The 22,434-nt window shown below is 31.9% G+C and carries 20 protein-coding genes and 2 pseudogenes; 10 read left to right on the top strand and 12 right to left on the bottom strand.

The annotated features are described in order from the left end of the window. Positions 1–35: 35 nt before the first annotated feature. Positions 36–1,088, bottom strand: coding sequence for a glucokinase (locus WDZ41_00760; protein ID MEX0939871.1), 1,053 nt, complete (start codon positions 1,086–1,088; stop codon positions 36–38). Between the two features lie 129 nt (positions 1,089–1,217). Here WDZ41_00760 and WDZ41_00755 point away from each other — a divergent pair, with 129 nt between their 5' ends. Further along, complete coding sequence (locus tag WDZ41_00755) at positions 1,218–2,234, top strand: M50 family metallopeptidase (GenBank protein ID MEX0939870.1); 1,017 nt, start codon at positions 1,218–1,220, stop codon at positions 2,232–2,234. 320 nt (positions 2,235–2,554) lie between these two features. Here the strand turns inward: WDZ41_00755 and WDZ41_00750 are convergent, their stop codons facing one another. After that, positions 2,555–5,266 (bottom strand): cation-translocating P-type ATPase, encoded by a 2,712-nt coding sequence (locus tag WDZ41_00750; GenBank protein MEX0939869.1) that lies wholly within the window; start codon positions 5,264–5,266, stop codon positions 2,555–2,557. Positions 5,267–5,437: 171 nt separating this feature from the next. On the opposite strand from WDZ41_00750, the gene WDZ41_00745 reads away from it, so the two are divergent. The 4 genes from WDZ41_00745 to WDZ41_00730 all read left to right on the top strand — a co-directional run bounded on the left by WDZ41_00745 (position 5,438) and on the right by WDZ41_00730 (position 10,086). After that, positions 5,438–6,130 (top strand): hypothetical protein, encoded by a 693-nt coding sequence (locus WDZ41_00745; GenBank protein MEX0939868.1) that lies wholly within the window; start codon positions 5,438–5,440, stop codon positions 6,128–6,130. A 327-nt stretch (positions 6,131–6,457) separates the two neighbouring features. Next, a complete protein-coding gene (locus tag WDZ41_00740; GenBank protein MEX0939867.1) occupies positions 6,458–7,804 on the top strand; it encodes a sodium:solute symporter family protein in 1,347 nt (448 codons plus the stop codon). A 115-nt stretch (positions 7,805–7,919) separates the two neighbouring features. After that, positions 7,920–8,906 (top strand): hypothetical protein, encoded by a 987-nt coding sequence (locus tag WDZ41_00735; GenBank protein MEX0939866.1) that lies wholly within the window; start codon positions 7,920–7,922, stop codon positions 8,904–8,906. Between the two features lie 604 nt (positions 8,907–9,510). Beyond that, a complete protein-coding gene (locus WDZ41_00730; protein MEX0939865.1) occupies positions 9,511–10,086 on the top strand; it encodes a hypothetical protein in 576 nt (191 codons plus the stop codon). A gap of 322 nt (positions 10,087–10,408) precedes the next feature. Here WDZ41_00730 and WDZ41_00725 read toward each other — a convergent pair. Next, positions 10,409–10,885: pseudogene (locus tag WDZ41_00725) on the bottom strand (IS1595 family transposase). Positions 10,886–10,975: 90 nt separating this feature from the next. On the opposite strand from WDZ41_00725, the gene tnpA reads away from it, so the two are divergent. After that, positions 10,976–11,434, top strand: a complete 459-nt coding sequence (tnpA, locus tag WDZ41_00720; protein ID MEX0939864.1) for an IS200/IS605 family transposase — start codon at positions 10,976–10,978, stop codon at positions 11,432–11,434. A 35-nt stretch (positions 11,435–11,469) separates the two neighbouring features. On the opposite strand, the pseudogene WDZ41_00715 reads toward tnpA, so the two are convergent. From WDZ41_00715 to WDZ41_00690, 6 genes and pseudogenes are all read right to left on the bottom strand, one after another. Beyond that, positions 11,470–11,616: pseudogene (locus tag WDZ41_00715) on the bottom strand (IS1595 family transposase). 33 nt (positions 11,617–11,649) lie between these two features. After that, positions 11,650–12,237 (bottom strand): hypothetical protein, encoded by a 588-nt coding sequence (locus WDZ41_00710; protein ID MEX0939863.1) that lies wholly within the window; start codon positions 12,235–12,237, stop codon positions 11,650–11,652. A 78-nt stretch (positions 12,238–12,315) separates the two neighbouring features. Next, positions 12,316–13,485, bottom strand: coding sequence for a glycoside hydrolase family 57 protein (locus tag WDZ41_00705; GenBank protein MEX0939862.1), 1,170 nt, complete (start codon positions 13,483–13,485; stop codon positions 12,316–12,318). A 20-nt stretch (positions 13,486–13,505) separates the two neighbouring features. Then, on the bottom strand, positions 13,506–14,720 hold the full coding sequence (locus WDZ41_00700) for a glycosyltransferase family 4 protein (GenBank protein MEX0939861.1): 1,215 nt from the start codon (positions 14,718–14,720) through the stop codon (positions 13,506–13,508). Then, complete coding sequence (locus tag WDZ41_00695) at positions 14,717–16,738, bottom strand: glycoside hydrolase family 15 protein (GenBank protein ID MEX0939860.1); 2,022 nt, start codon at positions 16,736–16,738, stop codon at positions 14,717–14,719. The genes WDZ41_00700 and WDZ41_00695 overlap by 4 nt, the downstream gene beginning before the upstream one ends. A 2-nt stretch (positions 16,739–16,740) precedes the next feature. Then, positions 16,741–17,871, bottom strand: a complete 1,131-nt coding sequence (locus tag WDZ41_00690; protein ID MEX0939859.1) for a fructose 1,6-bisphosphatase — start codon at positions 17,869–17,871, stop codon at positions 16,741–16,743. Between the two features lie 204 nt (positions 17,872–18,075). Here WDZ41_00690 and WDZ41_00685 point away from each other — a divergent pair, with 204 nt between their 5' ends. The 4 genes from WDZ41_00685 to WDZ41_00670 are packed head-to-tail and all read left to right on the top strand — an operon-like array spanning position 18,076 to position 20,422. Further along, positions 18,076–18,618, top strand: a complete 543-nt coding sequence (locus tag WDZ41_00685) for a hypothetical protein (GenBank protein ID MEX0939858.1) — start codon at positions 18,076–18,078, stop codon at positions 18,616–18,618. Next, positions 18,599–18,856 carry a hypothetical protein gene (locus WDZ41_00680; protein ID MEX0939857.1) on the top strand — a complete coding sequence of 86 codons (258 nt, stop codon included), beginning with the start codon at positions 18,599–18,601 and terminating at the stop codon, positions 18,854–18,856. The genes WDZ41_00685 and WDZ41_00680 overlap by 20 nt, the downstream gene beginning before the upstream one ends. Before the next feature lie 41 nt (positions 18,857–18,897). After that, positions 18,898–19,635: an ABC transporter ATP-binding protein gene (locus WDZ41_00675; GenBank protein ID MEX0939856.1), complete on the top strand. Its 738-nt coding sequence runs from the start codon at positions 18,898–18,900 to the stop codon at positions 19,633–19,635. Between the two features lie 4 nt (positions 19,636–19,639). After that, complete coding sequence (locus WDZ41_00670; protein MEX0939855.1) at positions 19,640–20,422, top strand: ABC transporter permease; 783 nt, start codon at positions 19,640–19,642, stop codon at positions 20,420–20,422. Between the two features lie 72 nt (positions 20,423–20,494). Here the strand turns inward: WDZ41_00670 and WDZ41_00665 are convergent, their stop codons facing one another. The 3 genes from WDZ41_00665 to WDZ41_00655 all read right to left on the bottom strand — a co-directional run bounded on the left by WDZ41_00665 (position 20,495) and on the right by WDZ41_00655 (position 22,425). After that, entirely contained in the window at positions 20,495–20,674 is a 180-nt protein-coding gene (locus tag WDZ41_00665; protein ID MEX0939854.1) for a DUF1328 domain-containing protein, read from the bottom strand. Between the two features lie 35 nt (positions 20,675–20,709). Next, complete coding sequence (locus tag WDZ41_00660; GenBank protein ID MEX0939853.1) at positions 20,710–21,285, bottom strand: hypothetical protein; 576 nt, start codon at positions 21,283–21,285, stop codon at positions 20,710–20,712. A 135-nt stretch (positions 21,286–21,420) separates the two neighbouring features. Beyond that, positions 21,421–22,425: a ribonucleotide-diphosphate reductase subunit beta gene (locus tag WDZ41_00655; protein MEX0939852.1), complete on the bottom strand. Its 1,005-nt coding sequence runs from the start codon at positions 22,423–22,425 to the stop codon at positions 21,421–21,423. Positions 22,426–22,434 lie beyond the last annotated feature (9 nt).

The following is a 22,434-nucleotide window of genomic DNA, read 5'->3' as shown; positions in this document are numbered from 1 at the left end:
TGTCTTAGATATAATTTAGAAAATTATCAATTATTTCATCTTTTTAAAAATGCTGCAGCACCAAAAAGACTTACATTATAATCAGCAATTACCTTTACTGGAATATTCTCTAAAACACCTTGTTGTTTTTTACAGTTAATAAATTCGGCCATAAATTCAGGTCTTTGAAAAAGAGGTAAATTTTTCGCGGCGATCCCGCCTGCTATATATAATCCATTAAGCGCTAGTGATTCTAATGCAAAATTTTTTGCACAGCGTGCATAAAAACGACTATAGCAGTTATAGGTCTCTGCACTTCGTTGGTCTTCTTGCCAATATTTAAAGATTTGATCTGGATTAGCACCACTTTCTTTAATTTTTCTGGTATATTCCGTTTCTTGGTATTGATTTTTTGTACCTAAATAATTGTAAAGTCGAATAATACCACCACCAGAAAGTACATTTTCCCAAGAAACCGGAAAATTTGGATCAATATTATTTTTTATAAAACTCATAAGATCAAACTCTTGCTGCGTATATACTGGAAAATCTGCATGGCCCCCTTCTGAGGGTATCGGAATATATTTTTTTGAGTAATCATTCCATCCTAAAACTCCTTTACCTAATCCTGTGCCCGCTCCAATTATTGCACGATTGGCATGATCATAAGAACTTCCTTCATTAATAGTTATTAATGATTCAGGGCTTATATAATCAACCCCATAACCAACGGCCTCAAAATCATTAATAATTATGGCATATTCTAAATCGGTGCGCGCAATTATTTCTCGCGCATCGATTATAAATGGCAAGTTCGTTGGCTTACTATACAAATTATCTTCAGAAACTACGCCGGCTGCAGCAAAACATGCACGAGATATATGAATTTCATAATTACTTTTTAAATGATGGATAACTTGATTTACTATCAATGGAAAATCGGTTATTTCTTTGCTTTTTATATGGATCGAAAGCAATAAATTAATTTTATTTTTTTCAATTTGGCACACACCAAAATTACTGTTCGTTCCCCCAATATCGCCTGCTAAAACAAATTGAATATTGCGCGGCAATACATTAACATAGGCAACTTCTCGTAATAATCCCATATTCATCCTTTTTAACTTAAGCTTTTTTTAGGATGCAATCATACCGTAACAAAGGTTTAATTGATTTGTAAATATTGTTTGCATTATTATGATTAATAGAAAATTAATATATTTTAAAAAGGATCAAATTTGAATATTAAAAAAATCGCATATATTGTTGGTTTTATTTTTATCCTTGGTTTTATCATTGTAATACATGAATTTGGCCATTTTGCAACTTGTCAGCTCTTTAATATTGATACGCCAACATTTTCTATCGGTTTTGGTCCGGCATTATTTGAAAAAAAATTAAATGGCACAACCTTTCAAATTGCGTTGTTACCATTAGGTGGCTATGTAAGCATGGATATGGAAGACTTAGAAAAAGCACCATATTGGCAGAAAATGGTTATTATTTTTGCGGGAATTTTTAATAATTTTTTATTAGCACTCATAATTTTATTTATACTTTTTTTGATTAATCGTACAAATTTAAAACCAACAATCAAAACTGTAGCCCCCGATTCTCCTGCTCAAAAAGTAGGGCTAAAGACGGGTGATAGAATTATTAGAGTAAATAACGTCTTAATAGAAAATGATATTGAAAAATTTTTTAAAAAAGTACAACAAAATCCTGAAAAAACAATATCATTCGTTATTGATCGTTCCGGAACTATTGAAGAATTTGATATTGAACTTGATGTACATACATTATTTGGTGAAAAAATTGGTTATTTAGGCATAACCTTAAATCAAAACTATGCTCATCAGGAATCATTCTTTTCATCTTTGTATCATGCATGGAAAACTTTTATCGCAATGATACGGCGAAGTTTTTATTTTTTAACAACACTATTAAAACCTAAACAAAATTCATCTATTGTTAGTATTTCGGGCAGTGTTTCACCTTATGCTTTGCAACATGGATTGAATTTTATTCTATTTTTTATTGCTGCAATTAATATTGAACTTGGCCTATTCAATATAATGCCCATTCCATTATTAGATGGCGGGCAAGCTCTTTATTATACACTTGATGCTGGGTTAGGAACTCTTTTTAAAGAACATAAAGAAATGATCATACATTTCGTTTACCTACTCCTCTTTATTGTTTTTATTCTTATTTTAAATCGTAGAGTTCCAAAAAGCAAAATACAAAAATCATAACTTTATAATTTAATTTCCTTTCCATGATAGATTATTTGTAACTATAAATCACTCGAACGCTGTATGCGCTGCATCAACTTTTTACAACCTTCGTCTTCCGATCCCCGATGAGCTACCGGAATCATTTTATAAAAATTTATACCATGAAGCGAACCTGTTTGAAGATCTGAAAACGAGGATTTTAATCCGCAGTATGAATGGTCTGAGTTTTTCGCGATAAACGATCCAACGGAACGTTGGTGCCCTTGTGTTAAGGGTATTGGGCATGCAATACCCTTATACTTTAACCGGCATGAGACCAATTCATTAAAATATGCGTTTTAATTAAATTTGTTACGTACAAATTTCTCTAAAACTTTATTTGCAAAAATAGATAAAATCCACCCGCTAAGCACGCAAGCTAAAATTACTCCCCATTCAATAAACCCTAAAGTTGTTAAGCCAAAAATATATTGAAATATTGGAATATAAATTAATAAAAGCTGCAAAGTAAAAGATCCAATTAAGGCAGCTATTAACCACCAATTAGAAAAAATAGAAAGATTATATTCAGCACGAATCATTTGTATACGAACAAATTCCAATAATATTAAACTGGTAAGTGCCATAGTATGGGCAGTTTTAATATTTTTTGTTAATCCATAATAACTCGCAATCAATGTAATAAAAGCAACAATCATTCCGGTTATAATTAATCTAACTATAAAATATAATGTTAAAATTGGTTTTGCTGGATCACGTGGTTTTTGTTCCATAACTTTAGGAGTCAATGGGTCAGCGGCGAGCGCAAGTGCGGGCAAGCCATCACTAATTAAATTTATCCAGAGTATTTGTATTGGAGTTAATAATACGTAATATTTACCTCCCGGCACTATAATACCAATCAAAATACTAAAAAAAATAAATAATATTTCTCCAAGATTTGTTGAAATTAAGTAATTCACCACTTTAATAATATTATCGTAAATACCACGCCCTTCTTTAACCGCATAGACAATTGAAGCAAAATTATCATCCAAAATAATCATATCAGAAGCTTCTTTTGTCACCTCAGTACCGGTAATCCCCATTGCAATACCAATATCAGCAGCTTTAATTGCTGGTGCATCGTTAACACCATCTCCAGTCATTGCCACAATATTGCCCCGTTCTTTCCATGCTTGGATAATACGTATTTTATGCTTAACAGAAACACGTGCATAAACTACAATATCCTCAATTTTTTCTTTTAATTGCTCATCACTCATTTCATTTAATTCCCGACCAGTAACTGCAATAAAATGACTATCGATTAAACCTAATTGTTTTGCAATTGCTATTGCGGTTCTTTTATGGTCACCGGTAATCATTATAGTGCGAATACCAGCTTTACTACATAATGCAATTGATTTTTTTGCTTCCTCACGTGGTGGATCAATCATGCCCACCAACCCAACAAATATTAAATCTTGCTCTAAATCAGCAGAAATATTGTCTGTTGATATTAGCGCATATGCGAGCGCCAATACTCGTAATGCTTGATCTGCAAAATCATTATATGTTTCTTTAATAGTCGCTTTTAATTCTTCGGTTAATGATTCTTCTTTGCCATCAATTAAAATTGATTTTGACCGTTCAACAATAATACCTGGTGCACCTTTGATATATAATATCTGCTGATCGTCTTTTTTACGAACTATACTCATACGCTGCCGTTCTGATTCAAAAGGAATTTCTTTAATTAATGCATTTTCTTCTTCTAATGGGTTTTTTTCTAATCCTACTTTTTGGGCTAGAACTAATAATGCTCCTTCAGTTGGATCACCAATAATTTCCCAACCTTTTTGTTCATCTTCATATTGCAACTCAGCGTTATTACACAAAACACCAATACGCATAAGTTGCATTAATTCTTCATAATTTTGCACATCTATTTTTTGCTCATTTTCTAAAAAATCACCTTCCGGCTCATAACCACTTCCAGTGACTTCAATTCCTTTTTGATTTACCCAAATTTTTTGTACCATCATTTCATTTTTAGTTAAAGTACCTGTTTTATCGACACAAATAACCGAAGTGGATCCCAATGTTTCTACTGAAGATAATCGTCTGATCAGTGCATTATGTTCAGCCATTTTTCTCACACCAATCGCAAGTGTTATAGTAAGTACGGCTGGCAATCCTTCAGGAATTGCGGCAACGGCTAAACTTAACGCAGTCAGTAACATTGTTAACCAATTAATTTCTTGCCATAATCCAAGAAAAAAAATAATTATAATCACACCACATGATAATAATAATAAATGACGACTCAGTTGTTTTATTTGTAATTCAAGTGGCGTTTTTTCTTCTGGTTGCGCTTTAATCATGGTTGCAATGGATCCTAATTCAGTTTTCATACCTGTTTTTGTTACCACCATTACACCATTCCCACGTACCACAACAGTTCCCATAAAGAACATATTTTCTTGATCTGCTACAGATAACGTTGCATCGGATAAGGCGTCAGCATTTTTTGAAATAGGCGCGGATTCACCCGTCAAAGCTGCCTCTTGGGTCGACAATCGATCTTCTTGTATTATCCTTCCATCAGCAGGCACTTTATTGCCCGCCTCAATTTGCACAATATCACCAGGCACTAACTCTACTGCTGGAATTTGTCTAACTTCACCATCACGCACAACTATTGCTTCAGGTTGTGTTAATTCACGTAATGCTTCCATCGTTCGCTCAGCACTATATTCTTGGAAAAAACCAATAGCAGCATTCAATAAAATGATAATTGCAATTGCCAAAGCATCTATATGATGAAATAGAATCATATTTATAATCATTACCGCAATAAGCACCCATATAATTAAACTTGAAAATTGCCGTAAAATTAAATAAAAAATCGAAGGGCCTTCTTGTTTTGGCAGCGTATTTTCACCAAATTTTTTTAATCGCTGAGTAGCTTCTTGCGATGATAAGCCTTCTTGCTGATTTGTTTGCAATTCATTAATAACTTGATCAACTGATAATGTCCACCATTTTTTATTTTCATTTTCTTTCATTTATTTTTTCCATAATTACAAGTTTTACTCACCGATAATTTAGATTATTTGAGTGATAAAAATAAAGACCCTTATAATTCTTTTCAGATAGAAAATATTGACTTGTTTTGTAATTGTATTACAATTATTATTATTGAATATGTTTAGGTTTTAGAATTGGTAGGTTTCATTATGAAAAAATTATTACTTATTATCATTTTATCATCCTTAAGTGTTTCGTGTTTAGGTATGAAAACTCCAAAAGAAATAACGCCTTTGCAGGGTGAATTATTTTTAATACCTACGGCACCCATGTATGCAGGCAGCGGTTTAGATGCTAATATAAAACCAAAAAATGTCGAGAAAGCATTAGGTGTAAAATTGGACCCAAATGAGCCATTATTTGATGTTAAAGTTAAGAATATAGATAACGAGAAAACAATAGAATTCCCTAACTCTTTACCTTATTATTTAATTAAAGACCTAAAAGAAGGTGGTCAATTGTTTTTAACAGTCTATGGTCAACCTATCATTTTAACCGCGAAGCAAAAAGGATGCAACTATAACCAATATACAAATGGTCTTTTTGAAATAATTAGAGATTATTATTTCCAAGATTTCAAGAACGATCCTAATTATTTTTATTGTGACAAAGAAGACTTATTACAAAAAGGAATAATTGCAACATCTTCAGATAAGATTATACATGGACCAAATGGTTATAAATTTGAGGAATTTTCTAAATTTACTTGGTTATCCAACAAATTTACTCTAAAAAATACGCTCACTTTTGGATTGCTTGGCGCATTAACTTATTATAGCTTAACAAACTATGGTCAAAGTATTTCCAGTTGGGTGCAAACTATTTGGCCATTTAAAAAATAAAAAAAATATAAATCTCAAAATTAACTTTTATAATCAATCCGGTAGCTCATCGTAGACCTGAAGACAAAGGTTGAAAACCTGAAGTATGAGTGGTCTTCTATATGAGCGGAAGAATGTTCCAACAGCTGTTGGGGTATTTTTAACCAATTTTTTTGTACAAGCAAAAAGGTTGGTACTGTGCGCATAGCGTTATAAGAATTGCAATTCAAAGTAATCTATTAAAAAAGATATTCGGTTTATAAAATAATTTCTTAAAAAATTGTCTCCATTCTACTCAATATGCTATGCAAAAATAAAAACCATAATTTATAAAAAAGGTTAGTGAATATGAATGAACTATTATTTTTTAGTGTACTATTCGGTTTTGGTATTATTTACATTCTGTTAGCCATCATTCCTTCGCGACAAATTAAAGATAAAAAAGATTACTTTTTGGCCGGTCGTAATTTAGGCCGTTTAAAAGCAACTGTCACTTTAATTGCAACACAGTTAGGCGCCGGCTTATTATTAGGAACTTCTCAACAAGCGTATCATCTTGGATTTTATGCACTTATTTTTACAGTTGGCATCACACTCGGCCTTATTTTGTTAGGTTGTGGTATTGCAAGCCGTTTACGCGCACTTAATATTGTTACTACCACTGAAATTTTTGAAACAAAATATAACTCACCCATGCTACGCCGTATCGCTTCATTTATTGTTACTATTACTTTAGGTGGTATATTAATTGGTAATATTGTTGCATCAAAAACATTATTACTTGGACTTGGCATTAAAAATGAAATTTTCTTTTTAACTTTTTGGTTGTTTCTAATTATTTACACGATGATCGGTGGCTTAAAAGCAGTTGTACTTACTGATGTTTTTCAAGTTTTATTCATTATTGCTGTATTTGTTCCATTATTTTTTTACAGTATTTTTAAAAATCCCTCATTTTTTGATCTAGCGAATTTAAAAATGATGCAACAGCATTTTGCACAACATCCACCATCAATAATTATTATGCTCCGCACATTATTAATGCCGGCCTTATTTGCTTTATTTGAACAAGATCTTGCTCAAGTTTTTTTTGCCGCTCGTACAAAACAAGTTGCCACATTTGCTGCATTTGCGACAACCGCTTTTATTTTGATATTTGGTATCATACCAATTTATTTTGGCATACAATCGCAATTAATTGGTATTTCGGTTGCTGCAAACGCAAGCCCACTTATTCCAATGATCGCTCATTTAACGAACGATTTTATCGTCATTTTAGTAGCGGTTGGTATTTTGGCAGCCATTGCTTCCACTGCCGATGCATTATTGTGCGCAATTAGCGGCAATATTTGCCAAGATTTAAATTTATCTTTTTTAGGCTTATCGCCGGTGGTTGAATCAAAAACAACGATTATTGCTTCTGGATTAACTATTTTAGGACTTTCTTATTTTATGCCGCCAGATATTATAAAGATTTTGGTAACCAGTTATGGCGTGCCGGTCAGTTGCTTATTAGTCCCATTACTTTTTGCCTACTTTAAAAAAGAAGTATCACGAGAAGCTGGCATTTGCAGTGTTATTGCAGGAGTTTTAGGCTTTGTTCTTTTCAATTTAATGCCGCTGCCAATTCCACCAGAACTTCCTACTTTGGCTCTTTCTTTAATTGGTTATGCGGTTGGTGAGCATATTTTATAAGTATTTTCTTTGGAAGTTAGTTTTTAATAGTAAAATTGATTTTATTATTTTTAAATCTTAAAATAAATCATAAATTAAATTCTATTTTCTTCTAGTATTTTATTAAGGTATCAATATGAAAAATAAGATAATAACCTTTATTATATTAATCAGTATATTTAATCAAACATTATCAATGGAATTATGCAATTCAATTTTAGATAAGAATAACAATATTAATAATGAAAAAATACGTATATTTAGCGGAAAAAAATATCAGAATATAAGAATCAATTTTGATAATTATGAAGTAAAAACATTATCAGAGATGCTTGATTCTCAATCCCCAAATTCATATTTTTTAGCTACAACTTCTTATTTTCAATATGAATCGGATAAAGATAATTTTATTCATCAAGGACAACTTGCTTCTCTATCAACAGCAGATTGGATAAAGATTCGGCAAGGCAATTGGGTATATGTCAACTTTTACGAGCGAGGCGGTTATGGAGAAAAGCTTGGCGCACTCATTCTAGGGACAACGGATAGAAATAAAGTAAAAAAGTTTACTATACAAAACAAAAGCAACCGAATAACTCCAGGAGAAAAATTTCTACAAAAAACACACCAGATGGTAATACCAAATAAAAATGATTATTCTTCAATCGAACTTTCTAGTAGCAATGACGACGAAAAAGATAAAACAACTGAGAGTGAAAGCAGTACCGATTTGGATATAGGTTCTAGTGAAGAAGATAATAAGATAGATTCAATCACAAAAAAAAGTGATAGCGAATATAGCCTTAATACATCTGATATGTCTTCTACAGAAAGTGAAAGCTTCAGCTCCTCTGTGTTATCAGAAACTGAAGAAGAAAAAAAAGAATATCTTACGGCAAACAATAAAAAAAATGAACTAAATGATTCAGAAGGAGAAGAAGAAGCTTTATTAAACCATGTAAACCATCCTAATGAAAAATCAAGTATTGAAAACATTTCTAAAACCCAATCAAATAAATCATTTTCTATAAAAAATTTCTATAAAATTAGTGTAGGAATTGGCTTAACTGGATTAGCAATTTACGCGGGCTGGTTTGGATGGAAATATTTTACTCAAAGATAGAGTAATAAAAAAGAATTTTATAGAAAACTTCCCTAATCTATAAAAACGAGATGGAAGCTTATAGGTTTAACCCTATATCCCTCGCATGTACTTGCGCACATGAGAGAGCAAGCTTTCAACTACCCTCCCATCTCTTAATTTCAAGGTAACAGATTCATCAAATTAATGTCAAGTATTAAAAAAAACATTTTTTACAAAACTAAATAGCAATTTTTTATAATCTCAAAAAAAAGACAATCAAACAATAAATAAAAATCGTCAATAATATAATGCAAGCTATCAATCTTTTATTATAAATTTTTACTCTAACCAAATCATTCTTGTATTTCTTCGGTTATATTAATTGATTGTTATACACTCTCAAATCTAATTTGAATGATCCGGTTTTTTTATTAACATTGACTGAGTAATTAAAATACAAAAAACAGCTTCTTTTAAATTACAATCATTATTCTCTTATGAATACTATAATAAAATCGATACTTGATACTTTAAAAACAATTCTTAATTTATTCAGTTAAAAATCATATTTGACATGGTTCAATAGTCATATTATTATCATATAGAAATTTATTTAAACTATTTTACCACTTAAAGGAATTAAGTGATTTTATTAAATATGCGCAAACTAACTTTTATAAAATTATTATTCTTAACTAGCATAACTTTCCCTATTTTTCCTATGGAAATACCTAAAAAAATAGAGATAAAAACAACACCTAGAAATGGTAAGCTTATTAATAATATAAATCAAATAATTACCAGCAAAGATAATGTTTTTTTAATCTCTGAAGTGTATGGCTTAAAATGTATAGAAGAAGAGCTATACTTATTACATTATTTATATAGATCAACCTGCAATGTGCCTTGCTTTAAATATAATTCTGAAACTGGCAAATTAATAAATTTGGAAAAAACATTTCAAGACCTATCTGAACAAGAAATCAATTGGTCAAAATGGATCTATAACCCTCGCTATACAGATTTTTCTGATGTTGAAAGTGGACGCACAAGCTACCCCTCTATAAAACCAGCTTTTATTTTTGGAACCAATGATATACATATTTTTGATAAAGAACGTCAAACTACAACTGATTATCCAAAATTGCAAGTTAAGGATAGGCATACTAGGAAAAAATTAAGGTTTTTCAAAAAAATTATGAGTTGGGAAAAACGTTAAGATTATTAATCTTAGTAAGTAAAGGAAAGCCTTGTTTGCAAAGCCTTCCTTTACTTATTTTCTTCGTTGTATAGCTGCAAATAACGCCAAATGAAAAATAGGATCAATTTGATTTTTGTGCATATTATATGGCTTTGGACAATTCATTTCAACATAATACTGCTTTAATAATTTCTTTTTTTTGTATTTTAATTGGTTATCTCGATCTATGCGTCGATGCTTATATTTAGTATATCCAAGTTTTTTGATATGCGTTTTACACTTCGACCACTTTTTTAAATAACAATACAATAATTTTGGGGCTGTCCTAGGTTTTAAGTAATTATTTTATTGATTTTATCCACTGAGTCAGCATATCAATTTGTTTTTTTGGTGATGAAAAATTGAACCGCCATTCACACTCCTTTAAGAATAAATAAAAATTTTTTTTTGGTATACCATTGAACTTTCGCATGTGTCGTTTTGCTTGATTCCAAAAATTTTCAATTCCATTGATATGGTTACGATTTTCAGCAAATAATTTACTATGATTTATTCGAAGATGTTTAAATTCAGAAACATCAAGAGCATTGTAACTGGGTAATGAGTCAGTATATACGATAGAGTCGGGTCTCACTTTTTCTTTGATTATAGGAATCAAAGTCTTACTTTTTGCATCTGGTATTATTTCAGCAAAAACTTTTCCTCCACGCTTTAAAAGGCCAAAAACAGGGACTTTTCCCGCTGAACCTCTTCCTCGTTTTCCTTTTCTTTTTCCTCCAAAATAGCTTTCATCCGCTTCAACTTCTCCTTCAAAAACAATTCCTGATTTTTGTTTTTTAACCGCGTAGCGGAAATCTAGGGAGCTTGCTCCCTAGCTGGATAGCGTTATAATGAGCGAAAGCTCATTATGAAGGATCCGGCTAGGGAACTAACTAGGAATTCGCATCACGTATTTCGTATAATGTATCATTTTGTATGGATTCCAAAATACAGACATAAAATTTTTAGAGAACCATACAGATCAAATTTGAAGGAAATAATATACAAAATAGGATATGATTACAATATTGAGATTGTAGAATTAGAAGTGCCAACGGATCATATACATATGATAGTAAAATCTGAGCCAAAGCAATGTCCATCAAAAATTATGCAGATTATAAAAAGCATATCTGCAAGAAATTTTTTCAAATTATATCCCGAAATAAGGAAAAAATATTTTTGGGGTGGAAAACTTTGGACTCAAAGTTTTTTTGTAGAAACGATTGGTAACGCGAATGATGAAGTAATTCGGAAATATGTTAGAAATCAACTAAAGAAAATGGACGCTCAAGAAATATGGGGAAAGCAACTCAAAGTAGTTTGAAAGCTCGGTTGCTTGCAGCCGAGTTGTTCTTTACCTATAATTTCTCGTAATTTATGAAAAAATAATTGTGCAGTATTTTTATTTACACCAATAATAGAAGCCGCCGTTCTCGCTGTTGTTCCTGCAACAAAATGTTCTAATAATTTTCTTCTTTTATTTTTACTTAATTTTGAACGTCGAATATTCATGTTTCCTAGTATAACCTTTTTAGTTATCTAGGACAGCCCCATAATTTCATCGGTTGCCCAACCAATATTTAATTGTGCCCATTGCTTTATCATTTCTGGAATTTCTTCATAAGAAGTCACTCCAAAAATATCTTGAAAAGTTGATCCTTTTGCCGCATTATAACACATATAAATTCTTGGCTTATAAAACCAATATGCTCTACTTTTGTAAATAACAAATCGATCATCAGATATTTTGGTTACTTTATCGATGAAAAATTTTTTCTGTAATGGAATCAAATCGATATCGGCAAGTATACAGCCATCTGCAGGAAATAAGCAAGGCAAAAGCAAACGAACACATTGCGCATACAAAGATGTTGGCACTCCTTCAATTGGTGTAAATCGAATTACATCACCGTATTGCTCATCAATAGGAATTTCATTATTGCCAATTAATGCAAGTGTTGGTCGCACGCCAACTATCTCTTGCCATGCACGCGCTGCAAGCGGCCAGAATTGAATATAAAGCGGATTATCATTAGTAGATAAAATTACTCGATCAATTTTAAGTGGAAAAATAGTTTGTACAAAAAGAATATTGAATAAATAAAAATAAATACAAAATTTTTTCATAGCCTCTCCCTCCCAATCTTATATAATATACAAATTGAAAAAATCGAGTGGCAATAAATTTGATTTTATATTTTACTTTTACAAGCGAGATTTTAGATCTTTAAGCACATTCATATAATAGATAAAGCCTTCATACGGACTATCATAAGGATTAAAATATTTGTGTACATCACCATCATTAAACCATTTGGTGCACATATAATAAAAATGATCAGAGGTTTGCAGCTTACGCCAATTATTAAGTAAATTCTCATCACCCTTTTGCTTAATAATATTTTCAAGCTCATAAAGCTGCGTAATCGCTGATTGTTGCAAATCATTACCAAGCCATGCACTCACATCACGCTCGATATCGGCCCAAGAAACATAATCAGGAATGTCGAGCGCATCAACTGGCTGATATTTTTGTACCAACTCTGAAGGCCATACAAATTCATTATCAGAATGCTTTAATATTTCTTCTGGCAAGAGTCTAAAAAAATTGAAAATGCCAGAATCTTCCCATTGATGCTCGCCAAATGTTTCGTAATCCATAAATAAATTAATGGTATTACCATTGCCGTGCGTTGCATTAATCCATTGCGCATACTTTTCAACCATTAAAGGATGCTCTTGCCAACCGCGGTCAGAAAAACGAAAAGCAATATCATCTGAAAGCCGATAGTTTTTAAGTAGCAATGGCATTTCTGTATCGATTGCTTTGTATAAAAAATTGGGCGAGCGCCAACCTAAAATTTTATCGGCACCTTCAATTAATACTCCTTTAAAACCCATCTGCTCGGCAATACATGCTAATTCATTATTATAAATTAACTCGGTATTGCGTAATATAGTTGATTTTATATCAAATAATGATTTGATTTTTTGCTGTTGTTTTTTTATTTGTTCCTGGAATTCTTGCTTAGAATATAATAAAGATAATGAATGATAATAAGTTTCTGCTAATATTTCCACTTGCCCGGTATTAACCAATTTTTGAAAACTTTCTAAAACCTGCGGCGCATATTCTTGTAATTGATCTAATAAAACACCTGAAAAACTAAAACTAATTTTAAATTCGGGATAGTGCTTACATAAATCTAATAACAATTGATTTGTTGGTAGGTAACATTTACCCGCTACTTTATTGAGTATTGCTTTATTTTTTTCTTCATCAAAATAATTATTGGTATTTCGTACATCAAAAACTTGAAATCGTCGTAAACGATATGGCTGATGCACTTGAAAATAAAAACATATGCTGAGCATTTTCTTTTTCCCCTTTTTTTTTACCTCCCAATGGCCAATGCACGTTCATACACATTGATACATTTTTTTGCAGCTTTATCCCATGTTAATGCCGCAATATTGTGTTGCGCATTATTATTTAACTCGTTCTGCAATTCCTTATGTTCTAAAACGCCTAATATTTTATTGGCCAATTCATTAATATCCCAAAAATCCACCGTTAAACAATGTGAAAGCACTTCACACACACCAGCATTTTTTGAGACTATAACTGGTGCTCTTGCTTTTATTGCTTCAAGTGCCACTAAACCAAATGGCTCTGATACTGATGGCATTACAAAAACATCTGCCATTTTTAACATTCTTAATGCTTCATTACCTTTTAAAAATCCGGTAAATAAAACATTATCAGCTATACCAAGGGCTGCCACTTGTTCAATTAATCGTTTTTCCATATCACCAGAGCCCGCAATAACAAAAGTAACATCATTGCGATGCTCTAATACTTTTTTTGCTGCTGCTACAAAATAATCTGGACCTTTTTGTAATGTTAATCGTCCAAGAAATAAGACAATCGGGCCCGATTTTTTTTCTATCGTAATTTCATTAATGCGTTCTGCATGAATTGGCACACCATGATGAATTACTTCAATTTTATTTGCATCAATACCATAATGAGTAATAATGTTCTGTTTTGTTTTATTGCTTACCGTAATCACTTGATCGGCCAATATCATGCCACGTTTTTCAATTTCATAGACTTCTGGATGATAATTATTGCCACCCGTCCGATCAAATTCAGTCGCATGAATATGCACAATAAGTGGTTTGTTTTTTACCCGTTTTGCTTCGATACCTGCTAATATTGAAAGCCAGTCATGTGCATGAATAATATCAAAATCATAATTACGTGCAATGTCTCGTGCTGCTTGCTCATAACGATATACTTCAGCAAAAATATCCGCGCCATACAAATGAATATTACTTTCTGCATACAATTTTTGATCAAATACCGATCGTGTTATTAAATATGGTATTAAATTACATTTTACTCGTTTAATTTGTAATAAATTATTATCATACGGATAAAGTACATCATAATCAGTTTGCTCACCTTCAAATCGATATGGCAAAACTAATAAAATGCGTACTCCTTGCTCAACTAATCCATGTACTAAACCTTGGCATGCAACACCCAATCCGCCATAATTATGTGGCGGAAATTCCCAACCAAATTTTAATACCGTTATATTCATTGGTTTGAATTTCCTTTTTTTCGTTTTAATCCAGGAGGGCTACACATAGCACAAATACCAAGATCGTCTAACTTTTCTAAATATTTAACAATTGCGATAATATAACCAGCATGGCTCCAGGTGAGTGGTGCTACCGATAATGGTAACCCCGAGCACGGCTCAAGCTGTTCAGGAAGAATACCCGTCGATAATGATCGCTTTACTACCCATTCAAATAATTCCACTGCCGGTTTTAAATCGCCAAGACTTTTTGCTTTTGCAATATAATATTCTGCTAACCACATAGTAGTAATGAACCACGGGTTACCGGCACCGGTACATTCTTCTCGGAAATAATTATCACCTTCATACCGAGCATAACCGCCAATAGGAAATTGATTTTTCAATCCTTTTTTCATGTATTCATAACTTGAACGCACACGCTCATCATCCACGGGCAAAATATGAAACTCAAATACCCCATAAAAACTACTTGCATCGTTCGTCATATTTTTTTTTAATTGCCCTTTTTGATAATATAAACCTTTTATAAAATAACCCTTTTCTTCATCATATAATTCTTTAATGATTGTATTACGAATAATCTCCGCGCGCTCTTCACATGCCTTAGCTCGTTCATGCGTGCCCCACAATGCTTCGAACTGTGCTGCTGCTTTTAATCCTGCATATACGGCACAACAGGTATATGTATGAATTCCTAATTTTTCTTCCCAAACATCATAACTTTCTTTAGGCAAACCAGTTTTTTCATCAATAAACTCAAGCATGAAATCAGCTACTTTTTGCACGAATTCAGCGCAAAGATCTTTCATGTATTCTGGTTTATTATTGTCGATACAATGTTTCCACAATGCATCAATCACAAGGCCAATCTGATCTTCTTGAATTGGTAATTGAATGTGTCCTTCTTCAACCCAAGAATGCCAAGAGCTTCCCCAAGAACCATCAGGACGATATTTATGAAACAAATATCCAAAAGGTGTTAATGCTTTTAAACAAAAGCGAAAAAACTTTTCAGTTATTTCTGGATAGCCAGAACGATCTAATGAACGAACAATTAATGCACCATCGCGCGGCCACATATAGCTATATGTATCCCGCTTATAAAATAATACATCTGAATCACTTGAAGCAATTATAGAGCCATGTTGATCAACATGAGAAGAAATAACAAGTAATGATCTTTTAAATAAGTTAATTATATCATCACTTAATTGAAAAAATTTAAACGGTGTACGATTTGCCCATTCTATCCAATATTTTTCAGTACGCTCACAAAAAAAACTTGGGCCGCTTTTTTCAATATAGCCATTAAGCTGAGAAACTTCTCCTAAATCTTTCCCAGCACAAAGCCAGTAATGCATTACATGACTTTTTTTTGCCTTAAGTGGAATACAAAATTCAATAGTAGAATCGACTGCGCCATGCTCAATAGGATTTTCACTTAACTGACCATCCCGTGCATCAACATAAGTACCTTCTCGCCCATATTCTCCAGCCAAACCGGTGGCATAATGCATTATGCCGCGTTTAATACCATTTTCTTCAAAAAGACCGCTTGCTAAAAAATAGCGTTTACCTTTATAATGTACAATCGCTTTTATGAATGGATTATAAAAAACCGTATCACCTATATTTGATTCAAAAATATCAAATTTCTGATGAAAAAATACACGTATTTCTCGCTCATAATCTGCTTTATTTAAAATAGTTAACTTACGAATAAAAATATCACAATCATGAACAACAATATCATTAAATTGGACTAAAATATTTAGCTCTTTATTTTCTGCAACAATATTAGTTGTTAATGTATCTTTTTTATAACTTAACTCTTTTTGCCAAGAAGTAGATGAAAGCCAACTAAATTGACCTTCTATCCAAAAGCCTATCCGGTGAATTTGACTATTCACATGATTTTCTTGTCCCACAAATGGATAATAAAAGTCACGCACTTGCCCATGGCGATCAAGATCAATAAGAATTGAACGATTTCCAAGGACAAATAATCGAGTCATTATTATCCTTTTGATTTGATTATTTTGAATTCTTTCAAAAGCATTTGAAGTGTATCTTTAAAACCACTGTATTCTAATTCTTGATAAGGCAACATGGCAGGGCCAGACCATCCTTGACTGCGTATTTCTATCGCTTTTTTTTGTGCTTTTAACCTGACATAATCCCATGCCGGGTTATCAAAAAAATCAGTATAAAAATTAGAAAACCCGCCATTTCGATTGAGAGAAAAACCTATACAAGAAACAATAGGTATACAATATACGCCAGTAGCAGCAGTATTTATTGGAACCGGCATAAATGGCATGTTATGGGAACCGCGAGCATCACCACCAACATAATGCGCTTTTACATACGGTGAAATTATTTCTTCTGGCGCAGGAAAAATACCTTGATTACGTACTAGTGCTACAGGATCATCTTTACCGGTATATTTTCCAGCAACGGTATGTAAGCGATCGGTTGAAACTGCAACACATTGCTCATCATAAGTTCGTGAATAAATAGCTTTTATACCAAATCGCTCATTATCACGTAACAACATCGCAATTTTATAATTATCCTCTGGTGCATTAAGTTCAATAATACTATCAGCTCCTTTGTGATCCATATCAATAATCAAAAAGCGAAATCCTCTTATTAATTTTGGCAACATAAGCCCGGCACAATACATTGGATCGGCAAAAGCTAAATACAATGGTAAATTATAGGCTCCGGGCCCACATTTATCTGCAGCAAATATCATAAATGATTCTGCCGGTCGTGGTTCTTCACGATTAAACTCAAAAGTTATTTCTGCTACACCAGGCCCTGCGCCACGCACATTACCTGACGGTGCCTCTGCAAGTAAATCCTGTCCTGCTCCATAACAACCACATTGATCAGCATATTCTGTAACTTTCAAGAAAGTATCCCATGCAAATTGATGAACCGCAGGATAATCATTGCCATGAATATGAGTCATAATTAATCCAATATCATCACCAAAATGCAAAACAAATCCATCAATCAAAAGATTATTTTTAATTGCTGTTTTTACTGCATCTTTAGCTGCTTGCATCATTTGCGAAGATGGCTGTGTATGGCCACCAATAGAACCGACATCCGCTTTAATTACAGAAATTGTTATTTTCATATTTTTTCCAGTACGATTTAGTTTTTTTTTAGCACTATCATAGTAACTATTAAAAAAGCAATAAGATTAAATAAACTAACCGTAATTTCTTTTATTTTAATTTTTAAGCAATAAGAAGTTTTATTCTATTGATAAAAAGCACATTATCGCTATAATAAATGATATATTCACTCCTTGCGCAATCTATTTTCCCAAAGGATAAATATGAACTTTTTTAAAAAAATCATTTGCCCTTTGCTATTATTGACTGTTAGTAATTATGGGCTCTCACATTTCTCACACCCTATTGAGCATGAATTAAAAAAATTCAATAAAAAAAGCTTTTCTTCTTTACCGCAATGCGCTAATCCAAAAAGCAAACAATGTCAGCAACTCAAAAAAGACCTTGAACGCTTTAGAGAAGCTTTTATAAAACCGTATATATCTCTTACCCATCAACCTTATGAAGGAATACCTTATTTTAAAGAAAAAATAAATTATGCATGCAGACAACTTAACATCTCTATTGAGCAAAAAGAATTAATTATAAATAAAGCTATTCATGAAAGATTTTTCCGATTAAATATAAAATATGACTTGCAAAGTTATGTAAAATTAATCCAAGAATTTGCGATACTATCAAAAGAATATCCAACACTCACATTTGATAATTTTATTCAAGATAAAATTAATGAACAAGTATACAAAGAAAAACAAAAATTAGAAACTTCTCAAAAAGCGATTAGAAATGGTGTCGATAAAAAATAAATTTATTTTCTTAATAATATTCATATTATTCTCAACAAAATCTTTATTTGCAGAAAGATCATCCTGGGCTTCAATATTAAAAGAATCAATCGAACAATCGACCGTATGCAAAGATAATCGATTTGAATATCAAAAAAAAATAGAAAAATTGAGACAATTTAAAAAATGGTGTCAAAAAAAGATAGAAGCAATATATAATCATGGCTTTGAGAAAAAAATTGATAAGAAAAATGGTTAAAATTAAGAGAGTAAAACTATCACTTCTTAAAATAGGGCTACATGAAAAATAAGTTACTTTCAATTCAAAATATTGAAAAACGATACAATAATATACAAGCACTAAAAGGTGTTTCACTTGATTTATTTGCCGGAGAAATTATTAGTTTACTCGGCATAAATGGTGCCGGGAAAACAACACTTTCTTCTATTATCGCAACACTTCATCCACCTACTTACGGTGATATTTTATTTGAAGGTTCTTCAATTTATAATGATTTGCCCAATTATCGTAGCAAGATTGGCTATAATCCACAAAAACCAAATTTAAATCCATTATTGACTATAAAAGACAATCTTTATTTTGCTGGCAAGTATTACGGAATGAGCGACCAAGCAGTTAATAAACGTTTAGAGGAATTAAACGAACGATTAGGTATCAATGAATATCTTAGTTATTACTCAACACAACTTTCCGGCGGTTGGAAACAACGCTATATGATTGCCCGTACGCTTATTCATTCACCTAAGCTTGTTATTCTTGATGAACCAACGGTAGCACTAGATCCTGATATTAGACATCAACTCTGGTATTATATCAAGCACATTCGAGATACTGGAGTATGTGTATTATTAACTACGCACTATTTAGATGAAGCTGAAGTTTTAGCAGATCGCATTTGTTTGCTCCATAGAGGAGAAATTAAACTCGTTGATTCTCCACAAAATCTGATTAAAACTTTTGAAAAAGGCAAGCTAGAAGAAGTATTCTTACAGCTAACAAAAGAGCAAAAGGACTAAAAATATGGGAATACTTTCTTATTGCAATACCCTCTATTATCTTTTGCTTACTGATTTAAAAATCTTTAAGCGCACTATTCAAGATAAAATTATTGATTTACTTATCTGGATTGTCACTGTGGTATTAGTAACAGCATATCTTATGCCTGCTTTTGGTTTAGAACAATCATATAGCAGCTTTATGATTGCCAGCTTAACAGCAAGTGCCGGTCTCTTTGAAATGTATACCGGTGTTACCAATTTAATTACCGATTTTGAAGGCAATAATATTACCTCGTTTTACTTAATCTTACCCATACCAACATGGCTTGTTTTTATACGCAACATTTTGTTTTATGCATTTAATAATGCCGTACTAGGAATATTGGTACTTCCAATCAGCAAATTATTATTATGGCATCAATTTGATCTTTCCCAATTTAGCTTGGTAAAGTTTTTAATTATTTTTAGTTTAACAAACATTTTTTATGCAACATTTACTATCTGGATAACTAGTCGTATTTCTAGCATTGAACAAATTGGCAGTGTATGGATGCGTTTTGTATACCCATTATGGTATTTGGGTGGCTTTCAATATTCTTGGCAAGTCCTTTATAATTTTAATTATTTTCTCGGTTACCTTAGTTTAATAAACCCTATGATCTATATTATGGAAGGAACACGGGCAACAATTTTAGGCCAAGAAGGTTCTTTACCTTTCTGGTTATGCGCTTTCTTTTTAGGTCTCGCCTCAATTATTTTTGGCTGGCATGGTATTATTAAAATGAAAAGAAAATTAGATTTTTAAATTAAAAAGCGAAACTTTCCCTATCAAATAAGACAAAAGTTCGCTTTTTAAATTTTTAAATAGATATATTTTTTAATCAATATGTGGTGGCGTTCCTCTAAACAAATGCATAATCAATGAAACAACAAAGAGTACTAAAAATAAGAAAAATAAAATTTTTCCAATACCAGCAAAAGCCGCTGCAATACCAGTAAATCCAAATACACCTGCTACTAATGCTAAAACAAAAAAAATGATAACCCACTCTAACATAATACTCTCCCTTAATTAAAGGTTAACAATTCACTTTAATCTATTAAATTAAGTTCCTGTTTTGCTTGTCTAATTTGTGGCCAAATTTCAAGCGTTTGTGGTTGAATTACAAACTGATTGCGACCAAATTCTTTTAATTTCCAACTATCTACTTGTGAAGATAATTTCATCATTTTTGCTGCTTGATTGATACAGTTTAATTTATCTTCTCTTTGCTCAACTTGATAAGCTGCTTCTAAAAAGTTAAATGCTGATACAAATGTTTGTTCTTGCGCTGCATCATATAATTGTTTTTTAATTTCACGATTATATTGTTTTTCTGCCTGTTCTTTTAATTTATTAGATGCATTTTCAGCACTTAAAGCGATATCCAATACATTAGAATGATTTTTAGTAGAAAATGAAGGTAAAATTGATTTGCATTTAGGATCACTAATCATTAATGGTTCAATTTTTCGTTGTTTTGCAAAATATTGAACAATAGGTATCATCAATTGCGTTAATGATTTACGACGTATCTTTCGGCCATCTTGAAAAATAGATTGATTTGCAATAAGATCAAATTTAAAAGTAAATAAAATAAAAAGTAAAAAATAGATAGAATTCTTCATGTACTTAGCTCCTTAAATAAATAGTATTATTAGGCATCTTTACACTATCTGAAAAATAAATCAAGAAAAATATAGCCCCTAATGCAATCAGGGGCTATAAAATCAAAAATTATATGGATAATTAAATAATTTATTTTAATCCCATTCTAACATACTTGCAGATTGATATTCAGTAACACGGGTTTCAAAATAATTTTTTTCTTTATTTAAATCTACGGCTTGAGACATCCATGGAAATGGATTTTCTTTTAAATATATTTTCGGCAAATTAATACGCTCTAATCTTCTATCAGCTATATATTCAACATAATCAGAAAATTGATTTGCATTGATACCAAGCAAACCTTCTGGACATGCGTCGTGTGCATAATTTTTTTCCAATTCAACTGATTGCTGAATTAATGTTACAATTTCATTTTTAAATGCTGATGTCCAAATCTCAGGATTTTCCGCTATAATCGTATTAATAAGATCACAACCAAATGCCAAATGAACGCTTTCATCACGCATGATATATTCAAATTGTTCACCAATACCAATCATTTTGTTTTGCCGTTTAAGTGCAAGCATCATCGCAAAACCTGCATAGAAAAAAACACCTTCCATAATTACATAATAACCAATTAAGTCGTGTACAAATCGACGAGTATTTTCTAAACCTTCAGTTGTAAAATTTGGATCAAAAATTGATTTAGTTAAATTAATAACAAAATTATCTTTTGCAGCGATGGATGGAACAGTATTATACATATTAAAAATCTCATCAGGATCAAGCCCTAATGAATCACAGCAATAAATAAAGGTATCTGTATGTACCGCTTCTTCATAAGCTTGCCGCAATAAATATTGACGGCACTCTGGGTTTGTTACATGACGATAAACAGCTAATACTAAATTATTTGCGGTTAATGATTCGGCAGTAGAAAAAAAGCCAAGATTCCATAAAATTAAGCGTCGTTCTTTATCAGTAAGCACATCAGAAGAACGCCATTGTTCAACATCTTGTTGCATTGATATTTCTTCGGGCGTCCAATTATTTGCAATACCATTTTTATAATGCTCACGCGCCCACATATAGGTCATTGGCAATATTTTATTTGGATCGGTTTGTGAATCATTAATAATTCTTTTTTTTGCCATAATAAAACT

Source organism: Candidatus Babeliales bacterium, assembly GCA_040879965.1.
Lineage (GTDB): Bacteria > Babelota > Babeliae > Babelales > JACPOV01 > JBBDJI01.
Note: the sequence above shows the minus strand (reverse complement) of the source record. Positions and strands in the feature narration are given on the sequence as shown.

Excerpts from the sequence above, each read along its gene's own strand:
- WDZ41_00760 (MEX0939871.1), bottom strand. The coding sequence starts at position 1,088 with ATGGGATTATTACGAGAAGTTGCCTATGTTAATGTATTGCCGCGCAAT.
- WDZ41_00750 (MEX0939869.1), bottom strand. The coding sequence starts at position 5,266 with ATGAAAGAAAATGAAAATAAAAAATGGTGGACATTATCAGTTGATCAA.
- WDZ41_00745 (MEX0939868.1), top strand. The coding sequence starts at position 5,438 with ATGAAAAAATTATTACTTATTATCATTTTATCATCCTTAAGTGTTTCG.
- WDZ41_00740 (MEX0939867.1), top strand. The coding sequence starts at position 6,458 with ATGAATGAACTATTATTTTTTAGTGTACTATTCGGTTTTGGTATTATT.
- WDZ41_00735 (MEX0939866.1), top strand. The coding sequence starts at position 7,920 with ATGAAAAATAAGATAATAACCTTTATTATATTAATCAGTATATTTAAT.
- tnpA (MEX0939864.1), top strand. The coding sequence starts at position 10,976 with ATGAAGGATCCGGCTAGGGAACTAACTAGGAATTCGCATCACGTATTT.
- WDZ41_00710 (MEX0939863.1), bottom strand. The coding sequence starts at position 12,237 with ATGAAAAAATTTTGTATTTATTTTTATTTATTCAATATTCTTTTTGTA.
- WDZ41_00705 (MEX0939862.1), bottom strand. The coding sequence starts at position 13,485 with ATGCTCAGCATATGTTTTTATTTTCAAGTGCATCAGCCATATCGTTTA.
- WDZ41_00700 (MEX0939861.1), bottom strand. The coding sequence starts at position 14,720 with ATGAATATAACGGTATTAAAATTTGGTTGGGAATTTCCGCCACATAAT.
- WDZ41_00695 (MEX0939860.1), bottom strand. The coding sequence starts at position 16,738 with ATGACTCGATTATTTGTCCTTGGAAATCGTTCAATTCTTATTGATCTT.
- WDZ41_00690 (MEX0939859.1), bottom strand. The coding sequence starts at position 17,871 with ATGAAAATAACAATTTCTGTAATTAAAGCGGATGTCGGTTCTATTGGT.
- WDZ41_00685 (MEX0939858.1), top strand. The coding sequence starts at position 18,076 with ATGAACTTTTTTAAAAAAATCATTTGCCCTTTGCTATTATTGACTGTT.
- WDZ41_00680 (MEX0939857.1), top strand. The coding sequence starts at position 18,599 with ATGGTGTCGATAAAAAATAAATTTATTTTCTTAATAATATTCATATTA.
- WDZ41_00675 (MEX0939856.1), top strand. The coding sequence starts at position 18,898 with ATGAAAAATAAGTTACTTTCAATTCAAAATATTGAAAAACGATACAAT.
- WDZ41_00670 (MEX0939855.1), top strand. The coding sequence starts at position 19,640 with ATGGGAATACTTTCTTATTGCAATACCCTCTATTATCTTTTGCTTACT.
- WDZ41_00665 (MEX0939854.1), bottom strand. The coding sequence starts at position 20,674 with ATGTTAGAGTGGGTTATCATTTTTTTTGTTTTAGCATTAGTAGCAGGT.
- WDZ41_00660 (MEX0939853.1), bottom strand. The coding sequence starts at position 21,285 with ATGAAGAATTCTATCTATTTTTTACTTTTTATTTTATTTACTTTTAAA.
- WDZ41_00655 (MEX0939852.1), bottom strand. The coding sequence starts at position 22,425 with ATGGCAAAAAAAAGAATTATTAATGATTCACAAACCGATCCAAATAAA.